The following is a 24965-nucleotide window of genomic DNA, read 5'->3' on the forward strand; positions in this document are numbered from 1 at the left end:
AGATCAAAAAGATGCCCCGGCGAAGGGCTGGTTTCAGCCTGTTTCCAGATGCAGCCGGAGACGCGGGTGGTCGAAGGCCAGGCGCCCCGCGATTGCCGCCATTCGTGGCAGCGGCCGGCGATAGCACCAGGCCGCGTCCTCGATGCGTTCGCCGCCGATCAGCAGATGGAAATAGGTCGCATCGCCCTTGTAGGGGCAGTGCGTGCGTGTGGCGGATTCCATCAGGCTTCGAGCCGGTACGGCCGCCTCCGCCAGATAGTGGCGGGGCGGGTAGCCGCGTTCCTCGAGCCGGATCGTGTCCGTGGTGTCCGCGATCACGGTCTCGCCCACACAGACCCGCACCCGGGCGGTATCGGGAAACAGCGCGATACGGTCGTTGATATGCGCCGACATGGCCGGTCCTTGCGACGATGATCGTTTGGCCAACGCGGGTGCGAGATTCGGTTGGCGGCCAGGTGGCGCATAGTCTGGCGTTATTTGCGCTCGATTCAAGCCTTTTGGCGCTAAATCAGATGAATTTTTTGCGAAAGATCCATGTGGCCTCGACCGCCGGGCGCTCGACCGCCACGAGCGTCGACAGGGAACGCGCTGATAGGCTTACGGGCCGAGCGCCGCAGCCGCCGGCCGTCACCGCGACAAGGAGTCTTTCGATGGATTTTTTCTACAACGCGCCGGATCGGGTGGTCGATGAAGTCATCGACGGTCTGGCCCGCATCGCGCCCGTCGAGCGCAGTGTCGAAACCCACGGCGTTCGGCTCGTGCTCGATCGCGACCGCTGCGGCGAACGGGTGGCCGTACTCTCCGGCGGCGGTGCCGGCCACGAGCCGTCGCATGCCGGCTTCGTCGGGCGCGGCATGCTCGCCGGCGCGATCGCGGGCGAACTGTTCACCTCGCCCAGCGTGGAGGCCGTGCTGGCCGCAATTCGTGCCACCTGCGGCGCCGCCGGCTGCCTGCTGCTGATCAAGAACTACACCGGCGACCGGCTCAACTTCGGCCTCGCGGCCGAGCGCGCCGCCCGCGAAGGCTACAAGGTGCGCAGCGTGATCGTTGCAGACGATGTCGCACTCCCCGACGCCAGCCAGCAACGCGGCCTGGCCGGCACCGTGCTCGTGCACAAGATCGCGGGACACTACGCGGCCCAAGGCGCGGATCTCGATACCGTCGCCAACAAGGCCCAGCGCGTCTGTGACTCGCTTTGCTCACTCGGGTTGGCGCTGTCCAGCTGCACGTTGCCCGGTCATGAAATCGACCGGCGTGAGCCGGAGCTGGGGCTGGGTATTCATAACGAACCGGGCGTGCGCGCGGTCGACCCGCAGGATGCCAACGCGGCCTTGAAGCTCGTGCTCGAGCCGCTGCTTGAGGCCTTTGATGCCCGTTTCGACGCCGCGACCCCAATGGTCGTACTCCTCAACAACCTGGGCGGCTGTTCGACCCAGGAGATGGGCGTGCTGATGAACGGCCTGCTCGATGCCGTACCCGCATCGCGCGTCGCGCGTGTGGTTACGCCGGCTGCACTGATGACCTCCATGGACATGCACGGCTTTTCCGTCACTCTGCTGCCGGCAGATGAGGATTTCGTCACCGCGCTCGAATCACCCGTCGACGCAATCGGCTGGCCCGGCCTGCGCACGCCCGGGGCGATCCAGACCTTCGAGCCGATGCTCTCCGAACACGACGATCGCGAGCCGGGCGCGCGCGACAGCACGCGCGAGACGCTGATCCGGGCCGTGGTCGACACGCTCGTCGACGCAAAGGACGATCTGGACGCTCTCGATGCCAAGGTCGGCGACGGCGATACCGGCACCACCTTCGCCGCCGGCGCGCGCGCCGTGGCGCAGGCACTGGACGACGGCGCGCTGTCTAGCGGCGATGATGCCCGCCTGGCACACGAGATCGGCGACATCCTCGCCCGCGACATGGGCGGCTCCAGCGGCGTGCTGCTGTCGATCCTGTGCACGGCCACCGGCGCGGCGCTGGCCGACGGCGAATCGTGGTCGGCTGCGCTGCGCCGCGGCGTGGCACGCATGCAGCACTATGGCGGCGCCAAGCGCGGCGACCGCACGCTGCTCGACGCGCTTATTCCGGCGATCGACGCCTTGGCGGATGGCGCCGATCTGACCAACGCCGCCCAGCAGGCCCGCGCCGGTGCAGACGAAACCCGGGCCATGACCCACGCGAACGCCGGGCGTTCGGCCTATGTCCGCGAAGACGCGCTGCGCGACCTCACCGACCCGGGCGCCGAGGCCGTGGCCCGCGTGTGGGAGCGCCTGGCCGAGGGCTGATTCGTACCGGCGGGCAGTTCAGGAGTCGGTAAGCGCGCGCTCGACGAAATCCAGCCGGTCCTGACCGAAGAACAGCTCGCCGTCGACGATGAAGCTGGGCGCGCCGAAAATACCTTGGGCAACGGCGTCTTCGGTGGCTTCGCGCAGCGCGTCCTTCACCGCCGGATCAGCTACGCGTCCGGCGAGTTCGTGCCAGTCGAAGCCGGCCGCGGTCAGCGTCGATTGCAGGGCGGCCGGGTCGCCGAGGTCGATGTTGTCGACCCACATTGCACGAAAGACGGTATCCATATAAGACGCGAAACGCGCGTCGTCGATCAGGGCCATCGCGCCGCGCATGAGCGTGATGGTGTTGACCGGAAACGCCGCGTTGAACCGGAATTCGATGCCGTAGTGGTCGACGAAGCGCTGCATGTCGACAAGCATGTGCCGGCGTTTGGGCTCGCAGGGCGTCATGCCCGGCGCCTGGTTGTTCGTGGCCTTGAACACGCCGCCGAGCAGCATCGGCCGCCAGGCCAGGCGCGCGCCGGTGCGCTCCAGCAATGCCGGCAGCTGGGTATAGGCGAGATAGGCATTGGGGCTGCCGAAGTCGAAGAAGAATTCGAGCGTCTTGTCGGTGGTCTGATGGGCCATGGGATATCTCTAGAAGGTTTCCATCCACGGTCTCAGATCGAGCTCGTGGGTCCAGGTGTCGCGCGGCTGGCAGTGCAGCTGCCAGTAGGCGTCGGCGATATGGTTCGGGTCGAGAATGCCGCCCTCATCCTTGAGCGCGTAGCGGTCCGGAAAGTTGTCGCGGATGAAGTCCGTGTCGATCGCGCCGTCGATGATGGTATGCGCCACGTGAATGCCCTCGGGGCCCAGTTCACGCGCCATGCTCTGGGCCAGTGAGCGCAGGGCGAACTTGGCGCCGGAAAAGGCCGAAAACCCCGCGCCGCCGCGAATCGACGCGGTGGCGCCGGTAAAGATCAGCGTGCCGCGCTGGCGGGCGCGCATCACGCGTGCGGCCTCGCGGCCGGTGAGAAAGCCCGCGAACGCCGACATCTCCCACACCTTGCGATAGACGCGGGCGGTGGTTTCGTTAATCCCGAAATGCACGTTGCCGCCGATGTTGAAGACCGCTGCCTCGATCGGCCCGACTTCGGCCTCGATGGTATCGACCATGGCCACGACCTGTGCCTCGTCGCGGGCGTCGCAGCCGAAGGCGCGGGCCTGTCCGCCGTCGTTCTCGATCGTGGCGACCAGCGGTTCGAGCCGGGCGGCACTGCGGCGCGCGACACAGGCGACATACCCCTCGCGCGCGAACCGGCGCGCGATCGCGCTGCCGGTGGCGTCGCCCGCGCCGACCACCAGAACCGCTTTTTGCGCGCTCATGCGGCCTCCGGGATGTCGAAGACCAGACACGTCGTCGTGGCGTGCGCATACAGCTTGTCGTCCGGACCGACCAGACGCGCCTCGGCCGTGGCGACGCGACGGCCGCGGTGAATCACTTCACCGATGGCGCGCACGCGCGGAACGCGATCGGTGAGCGCGCGCACATAGTTCACTTTCAGCTCCAGCGTGGTGTAGGACTGCCCGGCGTCCAGGGCGCTGTGCACGGCACAGCCCACCGCCGAATCGAGCAGGGCGGCGAACCAGCCGCCGTGAACGGTGCCGAGCGGGTTGTAATGGGCCTGCGACGGCGCGCCCTGGAATACGGCGCGTCCGTGCTCGACCTCGACCAGGCGGAAGTCCAGCGTGCGGCCGATCGATGCGTTCAGGCCCGCGCCGTCGAGCGCGCTGCGCAACAGCGCCAGGCCGCTGGTACGCGCCGGGTCGATCGCCGCGGCATCCGGCCGGGCCGGGATTTCGTCGAGCCGGTTTTCCGCGGCCAGCCATTCGTCGATGCGGTTCGCTTGCATGGGCGTTTCCGTTGATATTTGCAGATACAAATATCAATCGCCATGAACCACGTCAATCCATTGCCGATGCCCGCACGGTTTCAGCGCGCGTAGCGATACGCCAGAGTCTCGTCCTTGCGCGGCCCGGTGATCGACCAGCGCAGATCGAAGCCTTCGGCGGTGAGGGTCAGGCGTGCGTCGTAGCGGTCCTGCCCGCAGTGGTGTGGCTCGACCGTCTCCAACCGATCGCGGCCCGTCGCGACGAGGTCGAACAGCCACACCGCGGCATCACGGCCGAAGCGCTCGTGCCAGAGCGACAGGCGATCGCCGTGGCGAGACCAGCGATACACATTGCGAAATGCCACCGGGCTGCCGGCAACACTGGGCGTGAACAGGCCGTTTTCGTGCAGTCGCACGCCGTCGGGGTCGCGGCTGGTGTCGATGCGCGCCTCGCCCGTGCCGGCCCAGCCGGTCTGCGATCGTGGGCCGGGCGTGGCGCTGAAACGCAGGCGTGCGAGCCGTGGCAGGCGTTCCCACACCTCTATACTCGACCGCGCATCAGCTTCGTACGGGACAGGACGGGACATGGCGATTCTGGCGGGCGTGACCCTGCTGTGGGCTTTTTCATTCAGCCTGATCGGCGTCTATATATCGGGCCAGGTGGACAGCACGTTCGCCGTACTGACGCGCATCACGCTGGCCCTGGCCGTGTTCGCACCCATGATGCGCTTTCGCGGCCTGGATTTGCGACTCGCCGCAGGCCTGATGGCGGTAGGCGCGGTCGAGCTTGGACTGATGTATGTCTTTTTCTATCAGTCGTTTCTCTGGCTGTCGGTCCCGGAAGTGTTGCTGTTCACGATTCTCACGCCGGTCTATATCGCGGTGCTCGAGGATGGGCTTGCGCGGCGTTTCGATCCACGCTGTCTGGTCGTTGCGGTCGCTGCGGTGGTGGGCGCGGCGGTCATCCGCTACGCGCCGGTCAGCGCCGACTACTGGCGCGGATTTCTGATCGTGCAGGGCGCGAATCTTTGTTTCGCGGCCGGTCAGGTGGGCTATCGCCGGCTGGCGCCGCGCCTGCCGAGCGATGTGCCGCTGCATGCGCTGTTCGGCTGGTTCTTCGCCGGTGCCTGGCCGCTGGCCTTCGCCCTGTTCTGGTGGTTGGGCGACACCGCGCAACTGCCGCAGACAGCGACCCAGTGGGGCGTGCTCGCCTGGCTTGGGCTCGGCGCCTCCGGGCTGGGCTACTACGCCTGGAATCACGGCGCGACGCGCGTCGACGCGGGTACGCTGGCGGTCATGAACAACGCACTCATCCCGGCCGGTCTGGCCGTCAACCTGCTGATCTGGAACAAGGATGCCGATGTGGCGCGGCTGGTTGCCGGTGCGGCGATCATTGCGGCCGCGTTGGTGCTGAATACGTTCTGGGGATATCGACAGCGCACCTAGCGTGCGGCCGGCGTATCGCGGTCGGGGTCGTCGTCCAGCGCCTCGGTGAGTTCGTCGAGGAGCTGGTGCAGGCGTACGATCTCGGCTTCGCCGATACGGGCGTTGATCGCCTCCTGGGCCTGTTTCCAGCAACGCCGGGCCTCGTCGCGGCGGGCCCGTCCGGCTGCGGTGGCCTCGATCAGGCGGCTGCGTCCGTCCGTGCCGGCCCGGCGCGCGATCCAGCCGTGGCGTTCGAGTGTGTCCAGCGTGCGCGTGAGGGTAGAGTTATCGAGGCGCATCCGGCGCGCCAGTTCACCGGCACGCACGGGCCCGAAAGCCACGATCTGCGACAGCAGCGAATACTGCGTGCCCTTGAGCCCCGCCTGTGTGAGATGGTCGTCGTAATGGCGCGCCACGACGCGCCCGAGCTGGCGCAGCTTGAAGTTGGTGCAGCCTCGAGGGCGCGGATTCTCGGCAGTCATGCGCTTATTGTGCGCCCGTCAGGCCGCTTGGCAAGCCGGCGGCCTCCGGATGGTCTTTGACCAATGTTCACTAACGCGGGCGCACACTCGGCGTTAGCGTGAGCCGGCCCTTCAATCGATGGCCTTTCAAGCCAATGCTCAGAGTACTTTCGCGCCCCGCGGTCCGTCTGGTCGAACGCTACCTGCCGGACCCCTACATCTTCGTGTTGCTGCTGACCCTCATCGCCGCGGTCGCTGCGATTGTTGTCGAAGGCCAGACGCCGCAGGCGGTGATGCGCTATTGGGGCGACGGCTTCTGGGATCTGCTCAAGTTCTCGATGCAGATGCTGCTGGTGCTGGTCACCGGCTTCATGCTGGCCAGTTCGCCGCCGGTGCGGCGCCTGCTCGACGGCCTGGCCGGCCGGGTTTCGAGCGCGGGCGGGGCCATCGTGCTGGTCACCGTGGTTTCGATCGTGGCCAGCTGGATCAACTGGGGGTTCGGGCTCGTCGTCGGCGCGCTGTTCGCCAAGGCCCTGGCGCGCCAGATCCGGGTCGATTATCGCCTGCTGGTGGCCAGTGCCTATTCGGGCTTCGTGGTCTGGCACGGCGGGTTGGCGGGTTCCATACCGCTGACCATCGCCACGCCCGAGCATTTCATGGCCGACCGCATCGGCGTGATCGGCACCGGCGATACGATTTTCGCGCTGTTCAATATCGTGATTCTGGCGGTGCTGTTCGTGGTCATCCCGCTGGTCAATCGGCTGATGCTGCCGCCAGAGCACGAGAGCGTGATGGTCGATGCCGAGCAACTGGCCGAGCCGGAGCCGACGCCGGCGCACTTCGACCGGCCGGCAGCCTATCTGGAGCACAGCACGATTCTGGCCTGGCTGGTGGGGTTCGCCGGCCTGTTCTTCCTCGCCGACCATTTCCTGCGCCAGGACGGCGGGCTGAACCTGAACGTAGTCAACTTTCTGTTCCTGTTTCTGGCCATCGTGCTGCATCGCACGCCGCGCGCATTGCTCGACAGCCTCAACGAGGGCATCAAGGGCGGCGCCGGGATCGTCATTCAATTCCCGTTCTATGCCGGCATCATGGCGATCATGGTGGACTCCGGGCTGGCGGAATCGCTGTCGCGGATGTTCGTGTCGATCGCGAGTGCGGACACGCTGGCTTTCTGGTCGTTCGTCAGTGCCGGCGTGGTGAACCTGTTCGTGCCATCGGGCGGCGGTCAGTGGGCAGTACAGGCGCCGGTGATGATTCCGGCCGCCCAGGAACTGGGCGCGGATATCCCGCGTGTCGCGATGGCGGTGGCCTGGGGCGATGCCTGGACCAATCTGCTGCAGCCGTTCTGGGCGCTGCCGGTGCTGGCCATCGCCGGGCTCAAGGCCAAGGACATCATGGGGTTCTGTCTGGTTCAGTTGCTGATCACCGGCGTGATCATCGCGCTCGGGCTGACGTTTTTATAGGTCGCTGCGTGGCGCCGGGCCGGCGGAGCGGTCGTTGCCGAGGCCGGCGGTGCGCGCGGCGATGACCTGCAGGGCGGCAAGCCAGATCAGCGGGACGATCTCGATGAAGATACGCTGCTCGACCATGCGCCCGACCACGATCGCAACCGCCGCCAGCGGCAGCGCGAAGGCGATAAGAAGCCCCGCCAGGCGGCGATCGAGAAAACGGCGCCACAGCAGCACCGGGATATACAGCGCCGCGGAAAAGCGCGCCAGATAGGTGATGGCGTAGAGCGGGTTCGCGAGCGCTTCGAGGTTATAGCCAAGGTGATACTCGTAGGGCGTGTGCGTCAGCCGCGCGTTGGGGTTGACGTTGCCCGCGAACAGTTCCGCCAGCGGCAGCTGGATGGCCAGAAAGACGATCGCCTGCAGTGTCGCCCACAACAGGCAGCGGCGTGCGCCGAGCACCGGCCACAGCAGCAACACGAACGCCGGCAGCAGAAACAGCGTGGTCTCGCGATTGACCGTGGCCAGCGCGAACACCGCGAGGTAGCTCGCGAAGCGCTGTCGTGTCGGCTGTTCGACCAGACGCGCGATCAACAGCACGAGCGCGAGCGTGAACATCGCCGCAGGCAGGTCGTAGACGTAGTAGAAGATCGGGCGCGGGGTCCAGCCGCCGATATCGAGCAGATCGTGATTGGCGCTGAAGGCGGCTGCCATCTGCAGATCCGGCGCGACCAGATGCAGCAACATCGGCACCAGCACCGTGAAGGCGAGCAGTCGGCGCACCGGCTCGCTGCGGCCGATCTCGAATATCACGAGGGCCCGGTAGGCGAGCCCGACCAGCAGCACCCAGGCGATGATTTCCAGCAGCCCGAACAGCAGCGTCTCGCCCACCGGCGCGAACTGCTGCACACCGGCCGCGATGGCGGGCAGCAGCACGCGGTGCTGAAACGGTTCGATAGCTTCGAAGTTGACCAGCTGCTCGAAGGTCGTCAGTCGGAACGGGCGCGTCGTGGTCAGCCGCAGGCAGCTGAGAAACACCGCCAGAAAAAGGCAGGCCAGCCACCAGGCGCAGCGCTCGGCCGGGCTGGCGCGGTAGGCGCCCGTAGCCGATAACGGGGTCGATGACGGTGGCGACAGCGGACTCGATGACATGGCGGCTCTCGGGCAGGGCGGAAGCAGGCGCCGCGCCGGGAAATGCGCGCAACGTGCCTGGCGGGCCGCCCCTCGTATGCCGGTCCGCAATTCGAAAAGTTAGCAGATCGCGTGGACTTCGCGGCGATATCCGCTCGGGCGTTCGCTTGCGAGCTGCTATGGTCGCTGTCCAATGAATCAATCGGTCGGCCGCCCGGGATCACGGGCGGGCGGCTGCAGGAGGCACCCATGAAAGCCGCCGTGCTGCGCGCCCCGGGCGGGCTGGAACGCATCGAAATCGTCGAACGCGACATCGCAAGGCCGAGGGCAGGCGAAGTCTGCGTGCGTGTTCACGCCAGCTCCCTGAATTTCCACGACTATGCGGTCGTCAACGGCAGCATTCCGACGGCCGACGGGCGCGTGCTCATGTCCGACGGTGCAGGCGAAGTGGTCGAAGTCGGCGACGGCGTGGGCGAATTCGCGACGGGCGATCATGTCGTGTCGACCTTCTTCCCGAATTGGCAGGACGGCGAGATCACCGCGGCCCGGCGCGACGGCACGCCGGGCGATCGCGGTGAGGGCATGGCCGCCGAATACGTCACCGCGCCGGTCAGCGCCTTCACGCGCGCGCCGGCCGGCTACTCGCACGCGGAGAGCGCGACGTTGCCCTGTGCGGCGCTCACCGCCTGGCGCGCGCTCATGGTCGAGGCGCGGATCAAACCGGGCGATACGGTGCTCACCATGGGCACCGGCGGTGTGTCCATCTTTGCGCTGCAGTTCGCGCGCGCTGCCGGTGCGCGGGTGATATCGACATCCAGCTCCGAGGCCAAGCTCGAGCGCCTGCGAGCGATGGGCGCGAGCGCCACGGTGAACTACGCCGAGGACCCCGACTGGGGCAAGACGGTGCGCAGGCTGACCGACGGCCGCGGTGTGGATGCGGTTGTCGAGATCGGCGGCCCCGGCACGCTCGCGCAGTCGATCGCGGCCTGTCGCATGGGCGGACATATCAGCCTGATCGGCGTGCTGACCGGCGTCGCCGGCGAAGTGCCGACGGCAGCCTTCTTCTATTCGAACCTGACCATGGCCGGCATCACGGTCGGCAGCCGCGCGCAGCAGCTGGACATGATCCGCGCAATCGAATCCAACGGGATCGAGCCGGTGATCGACCGCAGCTTTAGCCTCGACGATATCGCCGATGCGTTTCGTCACCAGGAAGCGGGTCGGCATTTCGGCAAGATTGGCCTGACCCTCTGAACGGCGGTGTGACATGCCTGTGCAACCCGACAACGATCGCTCCCCGTTCCGTGTGACCCTGCTGGCCACGGGCGGCACGATCGAAAAGACCTACGATGCGCATTCCGGCCAGCTCACGCTGGCCGTGCCGGTGATCCAGTCGCTGATCGACGCGCTCGACATGCCGGACGTGGTGGTTCGCGTCGAGCGCATCATGGCCAAGGATTCGCTGGACATGACCGATGCCGACCGCGACGAGATCGTCGAAGCCACGCGCGCGGTCCTCGCGGCCGGCGACGTCGATGCGGTGCTGCTCACCCACGGCACGGATACCCTGGCCGACACGGCCGCCGCTCTCTCCGGCGCGCTGGATCGGCCGGCAGCGCCCGTGGTGCTGACCGGTGCCATGCGCCCCTATCGCGTGGCCGACAGCGACGCGTCGCAGAACGTTGCCCAGGCCTTGATGGCCGCGCGCCTGCTGCCCCCCGGCGTCTACGCGGCGTTGCACACGCGCGTGGTGGCCGGCGATCGCGTAACCAAGGACTACGAACGGCTGACGATCGCGCCGGCTCGATGATCGGGGCTCGCATGCCAGCGGCCGTCATGATCGCCAAGGTCTGATCCGTGGCGCGCGCGATCCCTAATCTCACCCAAGGTTCGATCGTGCGGGCGCTGATCACGCTCGCGGTGCCCATCGTGTTCGCCAACCTGCTGCAGACCGCCTACCAGCTCATCGACACCTTCTGGGTCGGCCGGCTCGGCGCGGGTGCCGTGGCTGCGGTGTCGCTGAGTTTTCCGGTGATCTTCTTCCTGATCTCGCTCGGACTCGGCCTGGCGGTGGCCGGCACGATTCTCGTGGCCCAGTACCAGGGGCGCCGGGATACGGCCATGGTCAATCGCGTCTCGGCGCAGGCGCTGATCGGTGTGGTCGCGATCTCGCTGGTGCTGGCAGTGCTCGGTTTTATCGGTGCGCGTGTTGTCGTGGCGTTTCTCGGCGCGGCCGATGAGGTGCTGCCGATGGCCACGCGCTATCTGCGCGTGTCGTTCGTGGGGCTGCCGTTTCTGTTCGCCTACGTGATCTTTCAATCGCTCATGCGGGGCGTGGGCGATGCGCGTACGCCGCTGTTGATCGTTACCGGAACTGTCGCGCTCAATTTCGTGCTCGATCCGCTGTTCATTCTCGGCTGGGGGCCGGTGCCGGGCCTGGGTGTGAGCGGCGCCGCGCTGGCGACGGTAATTACGCAGGGGCTGGCCGCCGTGGTCGGCCTGGCCATGCTGTTCTCCGGGCGCTATGGGATTCGCCTGCAGCGCGCGCATCTCACGCCCGACTTCGCGCTCATCTGGCGGCTGCTCAAGCTCGGCCTGCCGGCCGCGGTCGAGCAGTCGACCCGCGCGCTCGGGCTGATGCTGATGACGATTCTGGTGGCCGGTTTCGGCACCGTGGCCCTGGCGGCCTACGGCATCGGCACGCGCATGCTCAGCTTCGTGATCATTCCCGCGCTGGGCTTGTCGCAGGCGACCTCGGCACTGATCGGCCAGAACATTGGCGCCGAGCGTATCGACCGCGCCGAGCGTACCGCCTGGCTGAGTGCCGCCATCGCGCTGGTCGCGCTGTCGGGCGTGGGCGTGCTCGCCTTCCTGTTCGCCGAGGCGCTGGTGACCCTGTTCGTACCCGGCGCGCCCCGGGTAATCGCGGCCGGTGCGCTGTTCGTGCGCATCACGGCGTTGACCTATGGCGTGATCGGCGCCCAGATCGTGATCACGGGCGCGTTTCGCGGTTCCGGCAACACATTGGTCGCGATGGCGATCGCGCTCGTATCGCTCTGGATGCTGCAGTTTCCGCTCGCCTGGCTGCTGTCGGAGCGGGCCGGGCTGGGCGAGACGGGCATCTGGATCGCCTATCCGGTCCAGAACGTGATCACCTGTCTGATCGCGGCCCTCTGGTTCGCCCGCGGCAGCTGGAAACAGCGCCGCGTTATCGAGGCCGAGCCGCCGCAGCGCGCGGCGGCCGAATACCGGCCTGGCAATGTCACGAATACGACGTTGAGATAAGGGCCTGTCGATGTTTCATGGGTCCCGATGCCGGACGAAACCGCAACCGAGGCCAGAAAACGCTGTGCCGGCTTGCGCCCTTGTGCGTAGGCTATAGGGCAGTTTTTCGTATTTCGCGCCCGTTCGAGAGAGCCTTTCATGAGCCATGCCTTGTCGACCCATTCCCGCGGCCATCTACTCGCGCTGCTCGGCATCGCGGCCTTTTTCTTCGGCGGCGGGATCGGGCACTTCATGTTCCCGGAATTCTTCGTTTCGATCGTGCCGGACTACATACCGACCCCGGCACTGTTCGTCGCGATCAGCGGGATCTGCGAAATCGCCGGCGCCATTGGCATCCTCATGACGCGTACCCGGCGCATTGCCGGCTTCGGGCTGCTGCTGCTGATCATCGCGGTGTTTCCCGCCAACGTTTACATGGCGCAACACCCCGAACAGTTCGCGACCTTCCCGCCATGGATGCTTTACGCGCGGCTGCCGCTGCAACTCGTGCTGCTGATCTGGGTGGCCTTTGCGATGCGTCGCGCGCGCAGCGGCTACGGGGAGTTCTACTAGGGCCCGGCCTTCAGTGTGAGCGCAACGCCTTGATGAGTTCGGCCTTGGACATTTCCGAGCGCTGGCCAATGCCGACCTGCTGCGCCTTTCGATAGAGTTCATCGAGCGACCAGTCTTCGTAGCGCGGGTGCTTGCCGCCTTTCTCGCCGGCCTTCTGGCGCGGCGTGTTGGCGATACGGGCGGCTTTTTCCTTGCTCATGCCCTGGTCGCGCAGCGCCTCGTACTGGGCCTCGTCCTTGATGCGTGCGCGGTTGTCGTCGTCGCTGGCCATGCTGGTTCGTCCTGACTTGATAAACGGTCGAATTCTGTCACCGTCGAATCCCTGTCCAAGCCGTATTAATACCGAGTGGGCGCCGCATGGCTGATCTGATCCAGAGTTTTGCCGCCAATCCCGCCGGACGCGATTACGTGGTCGGTGATATTCACGGCTGCTTCTACATGCTCGATGCGCTGCTGGAACGAATCGCTTTCGATCGCGAGCGTGACCGCCTGTTTTCGGTCGGCGACCTGATCGACCGCGGTCCGGACAGCGAACGCGCGGCCGAATTCTTGGCGGCGCCGTGGTTTCATGCGGTGCGCGGCAATCACGAGCAGATGATGCTGGATGCCGAGGCCGAAGGCGGTGATGCGGCGTGGCTATGGCAGATGAACGGCGGCGACTGGTTCGAAGGGCTCGGTCATGCCGAGCGCCGCTTCATGATCGAGCGCGCCGCCGTGTTGCCCTATGCGATCGAGGTGGCGCTTGGCGAAGGCCGTCGCGCCGGCATCGTCCATGCCCAGATGCCGGCCATGCCCTGGCAACGCCTGTGCGAGCAACTACGCGCGATGGGCGAAATGGATCCGGCACTGGCCGGCACGCTGCTCTGGGAGCGCGACAGCGCCCACGAGGTCGAACGCCGGCGGGCCGGGGCGCGCGCTTATCTGCCGGTCGCCGTGGCCGGTGTGGATGTGGTCTTTTTCGGGCATACGCCCATGCGGGAACCGCTCGCGAGCGCGAATACCCGCTGGCTCGACACGGGCGCTTTCATGGGGCGCACGCTCTCGATCGCCGAGCTGGCGGTGGACGGGCGGGTGTGGTCCCTGGGCCCGAAGCTCAAGCGCGTCGAAGAAGGCTGGCAATGGCTGGCCAGCGTGGCGTGACCGGTCAGTCGCCGCGCAGTTTTTCGCAGTCGCTGGCTGGGGTTTCGCCGGCGAATCGCGCGTCCAGATAGCGCACCGCGCTGGACGCACGTGTGAGCGCCGCGCTGATGTGCTCGCCGAGCGCATAGCGAAAATCCACCGCGACGCCGAGCTCGCAATAGCGTCGCGCCAGGTCGCGGGCATCCGCGCGCGGCGTGAGTTCGTCGAAGAACGCGTGGTAGTAGTACAGCGGCACGTCGAAGCCGCGTTGGCCCAGGCGGTTTTCCGCGATCACCTGCTGGATGGCCGGCACCGTGAGCAGATTGTCGACGGTCGTGTAGTCGCGCATGTCGTCGAAGGCATAGCCGGAGAGGAGCGGGTCCTTCACCCAGGCCAGTTCCTGACCGACACAGCTGTCGGAAACGTCGTCGAACATCTCGCGGCCGTCGGCGTTGAGAAGTGTCTGGGTATCGATGGTGTCGTAGGCGCGCGAAAGCCCGACTACGGCCGCGAAGTACAGCCCGGCGAACAGGCCGCCGTCGATATGCTCGGCAGAGCTGGCCAGGTCGGCCGGCGGTCCACCTGCCGCGACGCCGACAATCGGGATTTCGGGCGCGTAGTCGGCCGCGATCTCGGCCGCCCAGAGGCTGGCAAAGGCGCCGCCCGAGTAACCCCAGAGCGCGACCGGCGTGTCGTCATCCACCCAGGCTGCGGGCAGGAACGTGCGGGCCGCACGAATGCCGTCGAGCACACCCTGGCCCGAATTGCGGCCGGCGAGAAACTGCGTGTGCGGGCCTTCGTAGTCCGGCAGCACCACGATCCAGCCGCGTCGCAGCGCTTTGTCCATGAGCATGTGCTCGACCATCGACCCCGACAGGATCTCGTACGAGGGCGCGCAGCGGCGGGTGAGGGCATCGTAGGCGACCTGGTAGGACAGCAGCCGCGGCGCTGGATCGTCGGGTACGAGAAGAGTCGCGACGCTGGCCTGCGGCTGGCCGTTGGTGTCGTTACTGCGATAGACGACCTGCCAGGCGCGCGCGTTCACGCCGAAGAAATAGTAAGCCTCAGGGGCGATGGGGCGATACCGCATCACCGTGCCGGGCGGTGTGGCTTGCAGTTCCGCGGCGTGCGGTTGCGCGTGGAACGCATCCTCGGCCGGTTCGGTGAACGGCGCGTCGGGCTGCGGAAAGCGGGCGGCCGCCGCGGCGACCGCGGGCGGCGGGACGGCAACATCGGTGACCGGCGGCTGCCAGGCACAGCCGGCTGCGAGCAACGAAAGAGAGACGAAGAAGAAAACAAGCGGACGCAGAGCGACACTCCGGCAGGCAGGCGAGACAACGCGCATACAACCCGTCGAGATTACACGCTCGGCCGCAACCCGCGCAGGCGAAACACGCCGGGGCGCGGCGCTAGCCCGATGCGCGGGCGAGCGTGGCCCGTGCTTCGTAGAGCCGGTGCAACGTGATCTTGCGGACTTCCGTGCGGCTGGTTTCGATATGGGACTTGAGCAGCCGCTGGGTCTGGCCTATGCGTCTGCGGGCAAGCGTGTCCAGGATTTCAGCGTGCTCGTCGTAGGTCGCGGTGACGCGTTCGGGTTGGGTAAAGTCCAGTCGCCGGACGATGCGGATGCGTTCGGTCACGTCCTGGTGGATTCGCGCCATCTCAGCGTTGCCGGCGGCGGCAACGAGCCCGGCGTGGAAGGCTTCGTCGAGCTGCCAGACCGTCGTGGCGTCGGTTTCGCGTTCACTGTCGGAGACCAGCCAGGTCTGTCGCAAGGCGTCGAGTGTCGCCGGCGCGCTGTCCATCTCGCCGATGCGGCGTACGGCCGCGTTTTCGAGCACGATGCGCACATCGTAGAGTTCCTCGAAGTAGTCGAAGTCGAAGGGCCGAACCTGCCAGCCGCCTTTCGACAGGGTTTCGACATAACCCTCGCGCTGCAGGCGAAACAGCGCCTCGCGCACGGGTGTACGGCTGGCCCCCACGCGCGCTGCCAAGTCGTTCTCCGATAATCGATCCCCCGGCATGAGCTGAAAATCGAAAAGCTCGCCCTTGAGCTGGTCGTGAACGCGGTCGGCCAGGCTTCGATGCCCCGTTTCAGCACCGCGGCGCGGCATCGAGTACCTCACGAATCGCGCGCGCCAATATAAGCGCGCCAGCCGCCGTATCGGGTGACGTCGGTGGCGGTTTCGGCGGCCCAGCCTTCGCAGATGAAACCCTTCACCTCACGGCCGTCCGCGAGCGCGAGCGTGCCGATACCCAGCGGCGCCGGAATCAGGCCGACGAAGGAACCGAAGGCGGCGATCGGCACGTCCCAGAGTTCGACTTCGATGGCGGCACCGGTCTCGCCGCGGATGAGTCCCGGTTTGGGCGGCGTGGTGCCGGCGAGTGCGAGCAGGCGGTAATCGGGCGCGGTATGGGTCTGTTCGACGAACCGGGCGTCGCGCTCGGTGAGCTGCCAGTTGAGCGGCATGCCACGCAAATGGGCGCCGACCACGGCTACTCGAATCATGTCTTCGGCCGGCGCGGCGGTCGCCGTCACTGCGCGTTCCCCGGCAAGCTGCTCGCTGATACCCAGCGGCCACGGCCGATGGTTCTGCCAGCGTGCGCCCAGGCCGGCGAGGCGTTCGTCGTGCCAGGCCGGTGCGATCAGGGTGATGCCGGTAGGCAGGCCGTCGTCGCGAAAACCGGCGGGCAGGGCGAGCGCGCAGTAGTCGAGCAGGTTCACGAAATTCGTGTAGGTGCCGAGCCGGCTGTTGAGTTCGACAGGCTCGGCCTCGATCTCGGCCTGGCTATAGATGCTCGGCGAGGTAGGCACGAGCAGCGCATCGACGGTCGCGATGAGGGCGTCGGCCGCGCGCTTGAGTTCGGCCAGCCGGTATTGGGCCCGGAATGCATCGACCGCAGTGGCGTTCTTGCCGCCGGAAATAATGCCGGCGACCACGGGATCGGCGGATTTCGGATGCGTATCGATGAATTCGCCGACCGCCGCATAGCGTTCCGCCACCCACGGCCCCTGATAGAGCAGGGCGGCCGCATCGTGGAACGGGGTGAAATCCAGCGGCACGATCTCGGCGCCAGCCGCGCGCCATTCGTCGAGTGCGGCCTCGAAAGCGGCCTGGGCCTGCGCGTCGCCGAAGAACTGCGGTTCGCTCGGTACGCCGAGCCGTGGCTCCGATGCACTGCCGGCCATGCTCGGTGCGTTCCGGGGCTTGCGGCGGGCGTAGGCATCTTCGGCATCGAAGTCCACCAACGCGTCGCGCACCGTATCGGCGTCTTCGCTGTTCAGCGCGAAGATCGAGACACAGTCGAGCGTGCGGCAGGCCGGTACCACGCCGCGGGTGCTGATCGTCCCGCAGGTGGCTTTTACGCCGACCAGGTTGTTGAAGCCGGCGGGTACCCGCCCGGAGCCAGCCGTATCGGTGCCGAGCGAGAAGCAGACAAGACCGCGTGCGACCACCGACGCGGAGCCGGAACTCGACCCGCCGCTGATGTAGCGCCCGTCGAATGCATTGGGTACGGCGCCATAGGGCGAACGGGTGCCCACCAGGCCGGTGGCGAACTGGTCGAGATTGGTCTTGCCGACCAGTATCGCGCCGGCGGCCTGCAGGCGTTCGACCGCGTAGGCGGACTGCGCCGGCGTATACGTGAAGTCCGGGCAGGCGGCGGTCGTCGGCAGGCCGGCAACGTCAATATTGTCCTTGACCGCGAACGGGACGCCATAGAGCGGCAGGCGTGTCGTATCGCCACCCACGTCGGCCAGGCGTTGTGCGAGCGATCCCAGCTGGGCGTCGAGCGATTCGGCGCTGGCGATATGAATCCAGGCAGGGTCATCGGGGCTCAGGGCGTCGCGCAGGCGGTGCAATGCCGCGTCCGGCCTCTGGCCGGCCGTGGCGTAAGTGGCCTGCCAGTCGGAAAGGGTCGATATCGTCATGTCGCTGCATACAGGGATGTATACAGGCCGCGCTGCAACGGATGTGCCAGTCGTCTGAGGACGTTATGAGAGCGCGTGCAAGTCGCGGATTTTATTAGGGTTGGAAGTGATCGAGACCGGCGCGAAGCCGTACGTGAGCGTCTTTATCCAGGGGCTGGCGAACGCTTTGGGGCACGCCGGCAGTGCAGTGCCCCGGTATCGGTCAGGGCAGGCTCGTTGAATGAGCTAGAACAGGCCGCTATCGAGTCCGGCGGCCACGGTCAGCCCCAGTTCCTCGCATTGATCCTCGAAGGCCGCGTCGTAGGCGCCGTGGCAGATCAGCGGCTCGCAGACATTCTTCCAGCGCATGCCGCCGGTAATGCTTTCGATCGCGCGGCGGGTGCCGGTGCCGTCGAGCCCGGCACGAACATAGAACGCGAACGGCAGGGCGTCGGTGTGATCGAGACAGTGGTAATAACTGCGGTCGAAGAAGTCCTTGAGCGCGCCGCTCATGTAGCCGAGGTTTTCCGGTGTGCCCAGGATCACGGCGTCAGCCGAAAGCACATCTTCCGCACCCGCTTCGAGGGGCGCGACCCAGCGGCCTTCGACCGCGTCGATGTCCGGATGTGCGATGCCGCGAAGCACCGCGTCGCGCAGGCGTTGCGTATTCGGCGACGGAGCGTGGGCGATGACAACGATTCGTCTCATGACGCCAGTCTAACGTGGCAAACGCTTGCCTAGCTGCCGGCCGATCGACGGTCGATCCCGCGGTTGAAGCAGACCGGCCGCCCGTTGCCCGCACGCCCGCGTAGATTTGTTATTTGCCACGAGCGCCGCGCCAGGCGAAAAAAACGGTACGTGAGTCGGTTTTTTATCTACTTTCGCCCGGAAATATTGGTGTGCAAGGCATCGACATATTTTGCGGCATTGAATGTCGCGCAACTGGAAGCGCGGCTCACCAGCGGGTATAAGCCCGTTAAACCGTCGATATCGATATAACAGGGCATCAAGCCGACGTATCACGATTACGTCATCTTTAATTGGTGAAATCATGCTTTTCTATTGTGCTCGATGAGGCGTGCCGGGCATATCGCGTCACCGCGCAAGGCGGATCGGCCGGATTCCCTGCAACCAGGATCATCAGATGAGCCACCAGCGATGCCCGGAATGCCACAGCTTTGGTGTGCTGCCGATCCGTCGCCGACGTTGGCGGAAAATGCTGGGTCTGCGTAACTACATGCGATGCGTGGATTGCGGCAATCGGTTTCTGGACCCCTCGCGCTAGCGGATGGCCGGTTGAACAGCGATCACGTGATATATTTTTTCGATGTGATGCCGCATGTGCATTCATTGAATGAATATCCGTGATATCGACCTGAATCTGCTGGTCTTTCTTGATGCGCTATTGCGCGAGCGCAGCGTGACCAAGGCCGCGCTCGCGATGGACATCAGCCAGCCCGCGATGAGCAACGCGCTGCGAAGGCTGCGCAAGCTGCTGGGCGATCCGGTACTCGTACGTACCGCGAGCGGCATGCAGCCCACCGATCGCGCCCTCAAGCTGCAACGGCCTGTGCGCAATGCGCTGGCGCAACTCGAAACCGCGATAGCGCCGAACCGTGCCTTCGAGCCCGCGACCGCGGAACGGCTGTTCACCGTGCTGATCACGGACTACGCGGCGTCGGTGCTGATGCCGCATGTGGTGAGCGTGCTGGAGCGCGAGGCGCCGAACATCGCGCTCAATATCCTTAGCGCCGGCAGCGACGCCATCGACCAGATCGAGCGCGGCGAGGCGGATTTCCTGGTCAACCGGTTCGGCAAGCTGCCCGCCAACTTCCACCAGCACAAGCTCTGGAGCGACCGCATGGCGTGTCTGATTCGCAAGGATCATCCCGCACTGGTCGAGGCCGACGGCGAACTGACGCTGGACGCGTTTCTCGCGCAGAAACATATCCTCATCACCCAGACGGGCGTCGGCCTGAGCCGGATCGACGAAGTGCTCGCCGACAGCGGCAAGTCGCGCCAGATCAGCGTACTGACCCGCCACTACCAGCTGCCGCGCGAACTGGTCGCCAACAGCGACATGATCGTGGCGCTGCCGGCACGCATTGCCCGCTATCAGGCCCGGCATCTGGGGCTGGCCGTGCTCGATCCGCCGCTGGAACTGCCGGCTTTCGATATCGGTATCGCCTGGGGCGCGCTCGATCACCACGACGTGGCCCATCGCTGGCTGCGCGAGCGCATCATCGGTGTCGCGCGCGAAACGCTGAGCTGAGCCATACCGCGCCGATCGATTGTGTGCCGGGCGCTCGTGCCCGACATGGACCCGATCCGCTGCCTGTTCGATAGTGACCGTCGACGAAGGGCGCTGTTGTAAATTTCGAGCGCTCGCTATATTTTTTCGAGTCGCAGGAGGAGAACCCATGACCGATCGATTTGATTTGACCGGCCGCGTGGCGCTGGTCACCGGCGCCGGCGGCGGGCTGGGCAGTGGCTTTGCCACCGCTTTGGCCCAGGCCGGCGCGAAAGTCGTGCTTTGTGGCCGCCGACAGGTGCCGCTGGACGACGTGGCTGCGGACATTCGCGCGACGGGCGGCGAAGCCGTCGTCGTCACCATGGACGTCAGCGATGCTGCCTCGGTGGCCGCCGGTTTCGACAGCGCCGAGCAGGCCTTCGGTACCGTCGATATCGCGGTGTGCAACGCCGGCGTAGCCGCGGCAAGTTTCGCCATGGACATGGAAGAAGCCGACTGGCTCAAGACGATCGAGGTCAATCTCAACGGCTGCTGGCGCGTGGCGCGCGAGACGGGCCGGCGTCTGCGTGATGCGCAAAAACCCGGCAGCGTGATCAACATCAGCTCCATTCTCGGCCATCGGGTCGCCGCCGCGGTCGCGCCCTATGCCGCGTCCAAGGGCGCGCTGGAGCAGCTCACCCGTAGCCTGGCGCTGGAATGGGCGCGTTACGGCATTCGCGTGAACGCGATCGCGCCCGGCTATATCGCCACCGATCTCAACCGCGACTTCTTCGAGACCGAGCCGGGCCAGAAGATGATCAAGCGCATCCCGCAGAAACGCCTCGGCGACGTGGACGATCTGGTCGGCGCGCTATTGCTGCTCGCCTCGGATGCAGGCCGCTACATGACCGGTAGCACCATCGCCGTCGATGGCGGCCATCTGCAGTCTTCGCTCTAGGGGCGCGCCATGGATTTCACTCTTTCCCCCGAGATCGAGGAAACGCGCCGAGGGATTCGCGCTTTCGTCGACGAACAGATCATCCCGCTGGAAGCCGATCCCGCCAGCTACGACGAGCACGAGAACATCGAGGCCGGCCTGCTCAAACGCATGCAGGCCAGGGCGAAAGAGGCGGGCCTCTGGTCGCTGCAGATGCCGGTCGCGCGCGGCGGTCGCGGTTTTTCGATTGTCGGTATGGCCGCCTGCTACGAAGAGATGAACCGCTCGATCTTCGGGCCGGTGATCTTCAATTCGGCCGCGCCCGATGACGGCAACATGATCGTGCTGGAAAAAGTCGGCACCGACGCACAGAAGGACTGGTTCCTGCAGCCGATCGTGGACGGCGACGTGCGCTCGTCCTTCGCCATGACCGAACCGCCGCCCGGCTGCGGTTCGGATCCGACCATGATGCAGACCACCGCCACGAAGGACGGCGACGACTGGGTCATCAACGGGCACAAGCACTACATCACCGGCGCGGGCGTCGCGAAGCATTTCATTCTCATCGCGCGTACCTCTGAGGACACCCGCAAGGGCCTCACGGCGTTTTTGTTTCACGCGGATGATCCGGGCTGGGAGATCATCCGCCGCATCCCGATCATGGGCCCGGAAGAACACGGCGGGCATTGCGAGATCCGTTTCGACGGCCTGCGTATCCCGGATCGCAACCGGCTGATGGAAGTCGGTGACGGCTTGAAGGTCACCCAGATTCGTCTGGGCACCGCACGCCTGACCCACTGCATGCGCTGGCTGGGCCTGGCACGCCGTTCCATGGAAATCGCGGCCGACTACGTCGCCAACCGCGAATCCTTCGGCATCCGCCTGGCCGATCGCGAAGGCGTACAGAACATGCTCGGCGAGGCGGCCATGGCGATCCAGACCGGCCGGCTGCTCACCATGCACGCCGCCTGGCAGCTCGATCAGGGCAGCTTCGCGCGCAAGGAAGTGTCCATGGCCAAGGTCAACGTTTCCGAGACGCTGCACAAGGCAGTGGATACCGCCATCCAGCTCAACGGCGCGCGCGGCTATTCCAAGGACACGGTGCTGGAATGGATCTATCGCTACGCACGCCAGGCGCGGCTGGTCGACGGCGCCTCGGAAGTGCACAAGATGGTGTTCTCGCGCACGCTCATGAGCGAGGGCGCGGATTTCTGGCACTGGAACTGATACAAACCGTCAGAGCTTTAGAAGATAAGGTCGGCCAAGCGCGCTTAGAACGCGCGCCGACCAAGGCGGGTAATAAAACGCCCGCAGGAGGAGAACAACGTGGCGCAGGCTGATTACGCCGCACTCGATCGCAACCCGGCGAACCATTCGCCGCTGACGCCGATCGCCTTTCTCAAGCGCTCGGCCTATATCCACCCGGACAAGACCGCGGTAATCGACAGCGACATGACGCTGACCTACCGCGCCTTCGACGAGCGCTGTCGGCGCCTGGCCAGCGCGCTGGCCGATCGCGGCATCGGCCGCGGGGACACCGTCGCGGTGATCTGCCGCAACACGCACGAGATGCTGGAAGCGCGCTATGCGGTTCCGATGCTGGGTGCCGTGATGAACCCGATCAACACGCGGCTGGACGCGGGGACGATCGCGTTCATCCTCGAGCACGGCGACGCCAAGCTGATGATCTGCGATCACGCCTTCGGCAACGAGGCTGGCCCCGCGGTCGAACGCCTCGACACCCCGCCCGAGATGGTGGTGATCAGCAGCCACGCCGGCGCGACCGGCGAACTCTACGGCGAGCCGTATGAAGACCTGATCGAAGACGGCGACGCCGCCTTCGAATGGGAAAAAGTCGCCGACGAATGGGACGCGCTCACGCTGCTCTACACCTCCGGCACCACGGGCGATCCCAAGGGCGTGGTCTATCACCACCGCGGCGGCTATCTCGCGGCGATGAGCAATGCGATGGCGTTCAACATGACCGCCGACTCGGTCTATCTGTGGACGCTGCCGATGTTCCACTGCGACGGCTGGGGCTATGTCTGGTCGGTGACCGCCGCGGGCGCGACCCATGTCTGTCTCGATCGCATCGACGCCGAGCTCATCCACGAGCGCATCGAAGCGTATGGCGTGACTCACATGTGCGGCGCGCCCATCGTGCTCAATACGCTCATCGGGGATTTCGATGCCCGCGGCATCACGCTCAGCTCGCCCGCGACCTACGCACTCGGCGGCGCCGCGCCGCCGGCCGCGGTGATCCGCAAGGCCAAAGACATCGGCTTCGATATCACCCATCTCTACGGCCTGACCGAAACCTACGGCCCGTCCGCGCTATGCGTCTGGCAGCCGGAATGGGCCGATCTCGACGTCGATATGCTTGCCGCGCGCATGGCGCGTCAGGGCGTCGCCAATTTCGCCATCGACGACTTCACCGTGCTCGATGTCACCGACGGTACGCCCGTGCCCTTCGACGGCGAAACCCTCGGCGAGATCTGTATTCGCGGCAACACGGTGATGAAGGGCTATCTCAAGAACCCGTCCAAGACCGACGAATCCTTCGCCGACGGCTGGTTCCATTCCGGCGATCTGGCCGTCATCCATCCGGACAGCTATATCGAGATCAAGGACCGCGCCAAGGACATCATCATTTCCGGCGGCGAGAATATCTCCAGCCTCGAAATCGAGGACGTCCTCTACCGCCACGAGGCGGTGATCGAAGCCGCCGTCGTCGCCCAGCCCGACGACAAATGGGGCGAAATCCCCTGTGCTTTTGTCACGGTGAAACAAGAGGGCGCGGTCAGCGAAGCAGACCTCATCGCTTTCTGCCGTGACAACATGCCCCACTTCAAGGCGCCCAAGCGCGTGGTGTTTGGCGAACTGCCGAAGACCGCGACAGGGAAGATTCGAAAAAACGTGCTGCGTGATCGCACCGAATGACGCGAGCGGGCAAGGCGTTCGTGTCGGAAGGGCTCAAGCGACGTTTATCTCGCTCGTAAACGATGTCAATGGCGGGATTAAATCCAGCCAATCACGACGCCTTGTTTGTTGGCATACGATAGCTTGCAAGTGCCGCGAAAAGGCTATTCGGGTTGGTGGAAAATCCGCTGTCTTATTGGCTCTTTAAAGTTAATAGGCTAATTCTAGAGTTCCCCCGTGCACGAGGGGATGCACCGGCGAGAGCTCGTACGAGTGCGAGGAATGCGGGGTGTTCCCCGCAAGCGCGGGGGTGAACCGGGCAGTTGCCGCGAGATCACCCTATGGTTGAATGTCCTTCTTATAAGCCGGTACGAGGAGCTCATTGCGCCTGTATCTCGATGGTGCTTGATTTATCTTCTGCGGCCTTGGAGTGAGTTGAGCAACGCCAGAGCCTTGGCCCGCCCTTTCTATGCTGTGGCACATCTCCCCGCTTGCGAGTGTGACTCGATGCCGATCTGCATATGCCGATAAGCCGGCTTGCAACTATTGGACGACGTCGTATGATTTACACGTCAATCAAGGGGAGTGGCCCGATGAGTCGAATGATCAATTTCCGTGCCGACGACGAACTGGATGCGCGGTTGACTCGGCTCGCGCAACTGACCGGCCGGACGAAGACGTTCTACGTGCGCCAGGCCGTGGAAAGTCAGATTGAGGATCTGGAGGATATATATCTCGCCGATCAGGTTATGGATCGGGTGAATTCGGGGCGTGAGGCCGTTCACGACCTTTCCGAAATAGAGCGCGATCTTGGCCTGGCGGATTGAGCTAACCGACAGCGCGCGCAAGACGCTGAATAAGATCGACCCGCCAGTCGCACGGCGCATATCCACTTATCTGCGCGAGCGAATCGCGACTGCGGATGAGCCGCGAGATCTGGCGAAAAGCCTGCAGGGAGAACTGCGGCAATACTGGCGTTTTCGTGTCGGTGATTATCGCCTTGTATGCGATATTCAAGATGACGTTCTTCGGGTTCTGGTCATCCGTATTGCACATCGAAAGCATGTTTATCGCCGTCGGTAATCGCGCGAGCTGTGTTTCTGACTTGTCCTCGACGCATTCCGTTATAGGGTGAGTTCGCGTCGACACCGCCGGCTTGAGCGGGATTCGAGTGGTCGCGAGGGCCGAAGTTACAGCGGTTGGATATGGTTCGCTTCGTGATTGCCTAGTTGCGTTGAATCAAGGCCGGTCTCGCTTTCCCTGGGCTCTTGGGAGCGACGCGAGAGGGGTCGAAGTGCGCAGCAAAGCTCGGCTTATCAGTTGCCGTTTATTCGTAGGCCGCGCGAGACCCTGTTCCAGTGTTTGCCGCGTACGGTGAACGATTTAGAT

General features: G+C 65.4%; 26 protein-coding genes. 14 read left to right on the forward strand and 12 right to left on the reverse strand.

What is annotated here, in order from left to right; translation table 11 throughout:
• Positions 1–33: 33 nt before the first annotated feature.
• Entirely contained in the window at positions 34–393 is a 360-nt protein-coding gene (locus tag J7355_RS01410; protein WP_209059189.1) for a DUF427 domain-containing protein, read from the reverse strand.
• Between the two features lie 257 nt (positions 394–650).
• Here J7355_RS01410 and J7355_RS01415 point away from each other — a divergent pair, with 257 nt between their 5' ends.
• Complete coding sequence (locus J7355_RS01415) at positions 651–2282, forward strand: dihydroxyacetone kinase subunit DhaK (protein WP_209059192.1); 1632 nt, start codon at positions 651–653, stop codon at positions 2280–2282.
• Positions 2283–2300: 18 nt separating this feature from the next.
• Here J7355_RS01415 and J7355_RS01420 read toward each other — a convergent pair whose 3' ends face one another.
• The 4 genes from J7355_RS01420 to J7355_RS01435 all read right to left on the reverse strand — a co-directional run bounded on the left by J7355_RS01420 (position 2301) and on the right by J7355_RS01435 (position 4743).
• Positions 2301–2912 carry a 2-hydroxychromene-2-carboxylate isomerase gene (locus tag J7355_RS01420; protein ID WP_209059194.1) on the reverse strand — a complete coding sequence of 204 codons (612 nt, stop codon included), beginning with the start codon at positions 2910–2912 and terminating at the stop codon, positions 2301–2303.
• 9 nt (positions 2913–2921) lie between these two features.
• Positions 2922–3650: an SDR family oxidoreductase gene (locus J7355_RS01425; RefSeq protein WP_209059195.1), complete on the reverse strand. Its 729-nt coding sequence runs from the start codon at positions 3648–3650 to the stop codon at positions 2922–2924.
• The gene (locus tag J7355_RS01430) at positions 3647–4177 is read right to left on the reverse strand and encodes a PaaI family thioesterase (RefSeq protein ID WP_209059196.1); all 531 of its coding nucleotides are present in this window, start codon (positions 4175–4177) and stop codon (positions 3647–3649) included. The genes J7355_RS01425 and J7355_RS01430 overlap by 4 nt, the downstream gene beginning before the upstream one ends.
• A gap of 80 nt (positions 4178–4257) precedes the next feature.
• Positions 4258–4743, reverse strand: a complete 486-nt coding sequence (locus J7355_RS01435; protein WP_209059197.1) for a DUF6314 family protein — start codon at positions 4741–4743, stop codon at positions 4258–4260.
• On the opposite strand from J7355_RS01435, the gene J7355_RS01440 reads away from it, so the two are divergent.
• Positions 4742–5602 carry an EamA family transporter gene (locus tag J7355_RS01440; protein WP_209059198.1) on the forward strand — a complete coding sequence of 287 codons (861 nt, stop codon included), beginning with the start codon at positions 4742–4744 and terminating at the stop codon, positions 5600–5602. The two genes, J7355_RS01435 and J7355_RS01440, sit on opposite strands and share 2 nt — an antisense overlap.
• Here J7355_RS01440 and J7355_RS01445 read toward each other — a convergent pair.
• Positions 5599–6063: a MarR family transcriptional regulator gene (locus J7355_RS01445; protein WP_209059199.1), complete on the reverse strand. Its 465-nt coding sequence runs from the start codon at positions 6061–6063 to the stop codon at positions 5599–5601. The two genes, J7355_RS01440 and J7355_RS01445, sit on opposite strands and share 4 nt — an antisense overlap.
• Before the next feature lie 134 nt (positions 6064–6197).
• On the opposite strand from J7355_RS01445, the gene J7355_RS01450 reads away from it, so the two are divergent.
• On the forward strand, positions 6198–7508 hold the full coding sequence (locus tag J7355_RS01450) for a short-chain fatty acid transporter (RefSeq protein ID WP_209059200.1): 1311 nt from the start codon (positions 6198–6200) through the stop codon (positions 7506–7508).
• On the opposite strand, the gene J7355_RS01455 is transcribed toward J7355_RS01450, so the two are convergent.
• Positions 7503–8645: a hypothetical protein gene (locus J7355_RS01455; RefSeq protein ID WP_209059202.1), complete on the reverse strand. Its 1143-nt coding sequence runs from the start codon at positions 8643–8645 to the stop codon at positions 7503–7505. The two genes, J7355_RS01450 and J7355_RS01455, sit on opposite strands and share 6 nt — an antisense overlap.
• A gap of 228 nt (positions 8646–8873) precedes the next feature.
• On the opposite strand from J7355_RS01455, the gene J7355_RS01460 reads away from it, so the two are divergent.
• From J7355_RS01460 to J7355_RS01475, 4 genes are all read left to right on the forward strand, one after another.
• Positions 8874–9878: an NAD(P)-dependent alcohol dehydrogenase gene (locus J7355_RS01460; protein WP_209059204.1), complete on the forward strand. Its 1005-nt coding sequence runs from the start codon at positions 8874–8876 to the stop codon at positions 9876–9878.
• 13 nt (positions 9879–9891) lie between these two features.
• On the forward strand, positions 9892–10434 hold the full coding sequence (locus J7355_RS01465) for an asparaginase (protein WP_209059207.1): 543 nt from the start codon (positions 9892–9894) through the stop codon (positions 10432–10434).
• An 86-nt stretch (positions 10435–10520) separates the two neighbouring features.
• Positions 10521–11909 carry an MATE family efflux transporter gene (locus J7355_RS01470; protein ID WP_348522979.1) on the forward strand — a complete coding sequence of 463 codons (1389 nt, stop codon included), beginning with the start codon at positions 10521–10523 and terminating at the stop codon, positions 11907–11909.
• 138 nt (positions 11910–12047) lie between these two features.
• A complete protein-coding gene (locus J7355_RS01475) occupies positions 12048–12461 on the forward strand; it encodes a DoxX family protein (protein ID WP_247739676.1) in 414 nt (137 codons plus the stop codon).
• Positions 12462–12471: 10 nt separating this feature from the next.
• Here the strand turns inward: J7355_RS01475 and J7355_RS01480 are convergent, their stop codons facing one another.
• The gene (locus J7355_RS01480) at positions 12472–12732 is read right to left on the reverse strand and encodes a hypothetical protein (protein ID WP_209059211.1); all 261 of its coding nucleotides are present in this window, start codon (positions 12730–12732) and stop codon (positions 12472–12474) included.
• A gap of 86 nt (positions 12733–12818) precedes the next feature.
• Here J7355_RS01480 and J7355_RS01485 point away from each other — a divergent pair, with 86 nt between their 5' ends.
• Positions 12819–13601, forward strand: a complete 783-nt coding sequence (locus J7355_RS01485; RefSeq protein ID WP_209059213.1) for a metallophosphoesterase — start codon at positions 12819–12821, stop codon at positions 13599–13601.
• Between the two features lie 4 nt (positions 13602–13605).
• On the opposite strand, the gene J7355_RS01490 is transcribed toward J7355_RS01485, so the two are convergent.
• From J7355_RS01490 to J7355_RS01505, 4 genes are all read right to left on the reverse strand, one after another.
• Complete coding sequence (locus J7355_RS01490) at positions 13606–14925, reverse strand: lipase family protein (protein ID WP_209059215.1); 1320 nt, start codon at positions 14923–14925, stop codon at positions 13606–13608.
• A gap of 64 nt (positions 14926–14989) precedes the next feature.
• A complete protein-coding gene (locus J7355_RS01495) occupies positions 14990–15694 on the reverse strand; it encodes a GntR family transcriptional regulator (RefSeq protein ID WP_209059217.1) in 705 nt (234 codons plus the stop codon).
• Between the two features lie 8 nt (positions 15695–15702).
• The gene (gene atzF, locus J7355_RS01500) at positions 15703–17511 is read right to left on the reverse strand and encodes an allophanate hydrolase (protein ID WP_209059220.1); all 1809 of its coding nucleotides are present in this window, start codon (positions 17509–17511) and stop codon (positions 15703–15705) included.
• Between the two features lie 225 nt (positions 17512–17736).
• On the reverse strand, positions 17737–18198 hold the full coding sequence (locus J7355_RS01505) for an NAD(P)H-dependent oxidoreductase (protein WP_209059222.1): 462 nt from the start codon (positions 18196–18198) through the stop codon (positions 17737–17739).
• Positions 18199–18844: 646 nt separating this feature from the next.
• Here J7355_RS01505 and J7355_RS01510 point away from each other — a divergent pair.
• The 6 genes from J7355_RS01510 (at position 18845) to J7355_RS01535 (ending at position 24659) form a co-directional block, all read left to right on the forward strand.
• Entirely contained in the window at positions 18845–19762 is a 918-nt protein-coding gene (locus J7355_RS01510; protein WP_209059223.1) for a LysR family transcriptional regulator, read from the forward strand.
• A gap of 148 nt (positions 19763–19910) precedes the next feature.
• On the forward strand, positions 19911–20678 hold the full coding sequence (locus J7355_RS01515; protein ID WP_209059224.1) for a glucose 1-dehydrogenase: 768 nt from the start codon (positions 19911–19913) through the stop codon (positions 20676–20678).
• A 9-nt stretch (positions 20679–20687) separates the two neighbouring features.
• Entirely contained in the window at positions 20688–21884 is a 1197-nt protein-coding gene (locus J7355_RS01520) for an acyl-CoA dehydrogenase family protein (protein WP_209059225.1), read from the forward strand.
• 99 nt (positions 21885–21983) lie between these two features.
• Entirely contained in the window at positions 21984–23597 is a 1614-nt protein-coding gene (locus J7355_RS01525; RefSeq protein WP_209059226.1) for a long-chain-fatty-acid--CoA ligase, read from the forward strand.
• A 572-nt stretch (positions 23598–24169) separates the two neighbouring features.
• Complete coding sequence (locus tag J7355_RS01530) at positions 24170–24403, forward strand: TraY domain-containing protein (protein ID WP_247739677.1); 234 nt, start codon at positions 24170–24172, stop codon at positions 24401–24403.
• Positions 24387–24659 carry a type II toxin-antitoxin system RelE/ParE family toxin gene (locus J7355_RS01535; protein ID WP_209059227.1) on the forward strand — a complete coding sequence of 91 codons (273 nt, stop codon included), beginning with the start codon at positions 24387–24389 and terminating at the stop codon, positions 24657–24659. The genes J7355_RS01530 and J7355_RS01535 overlap by 17 nt, the downstream gene beginning before the upstream one ends.
• Positions 24660–24965: the final 306 nt, after the last annotated feature.

The sequence above is a fragment of the Endozoicomonas sp. G2_2 genome (assembly GCF_017744135.1).
Lineage (GTDB): Bacteria > Pseudomonadota > Gammaproteobacteria > Nevskiales > Salinisphaeraceae > Salinisphaera.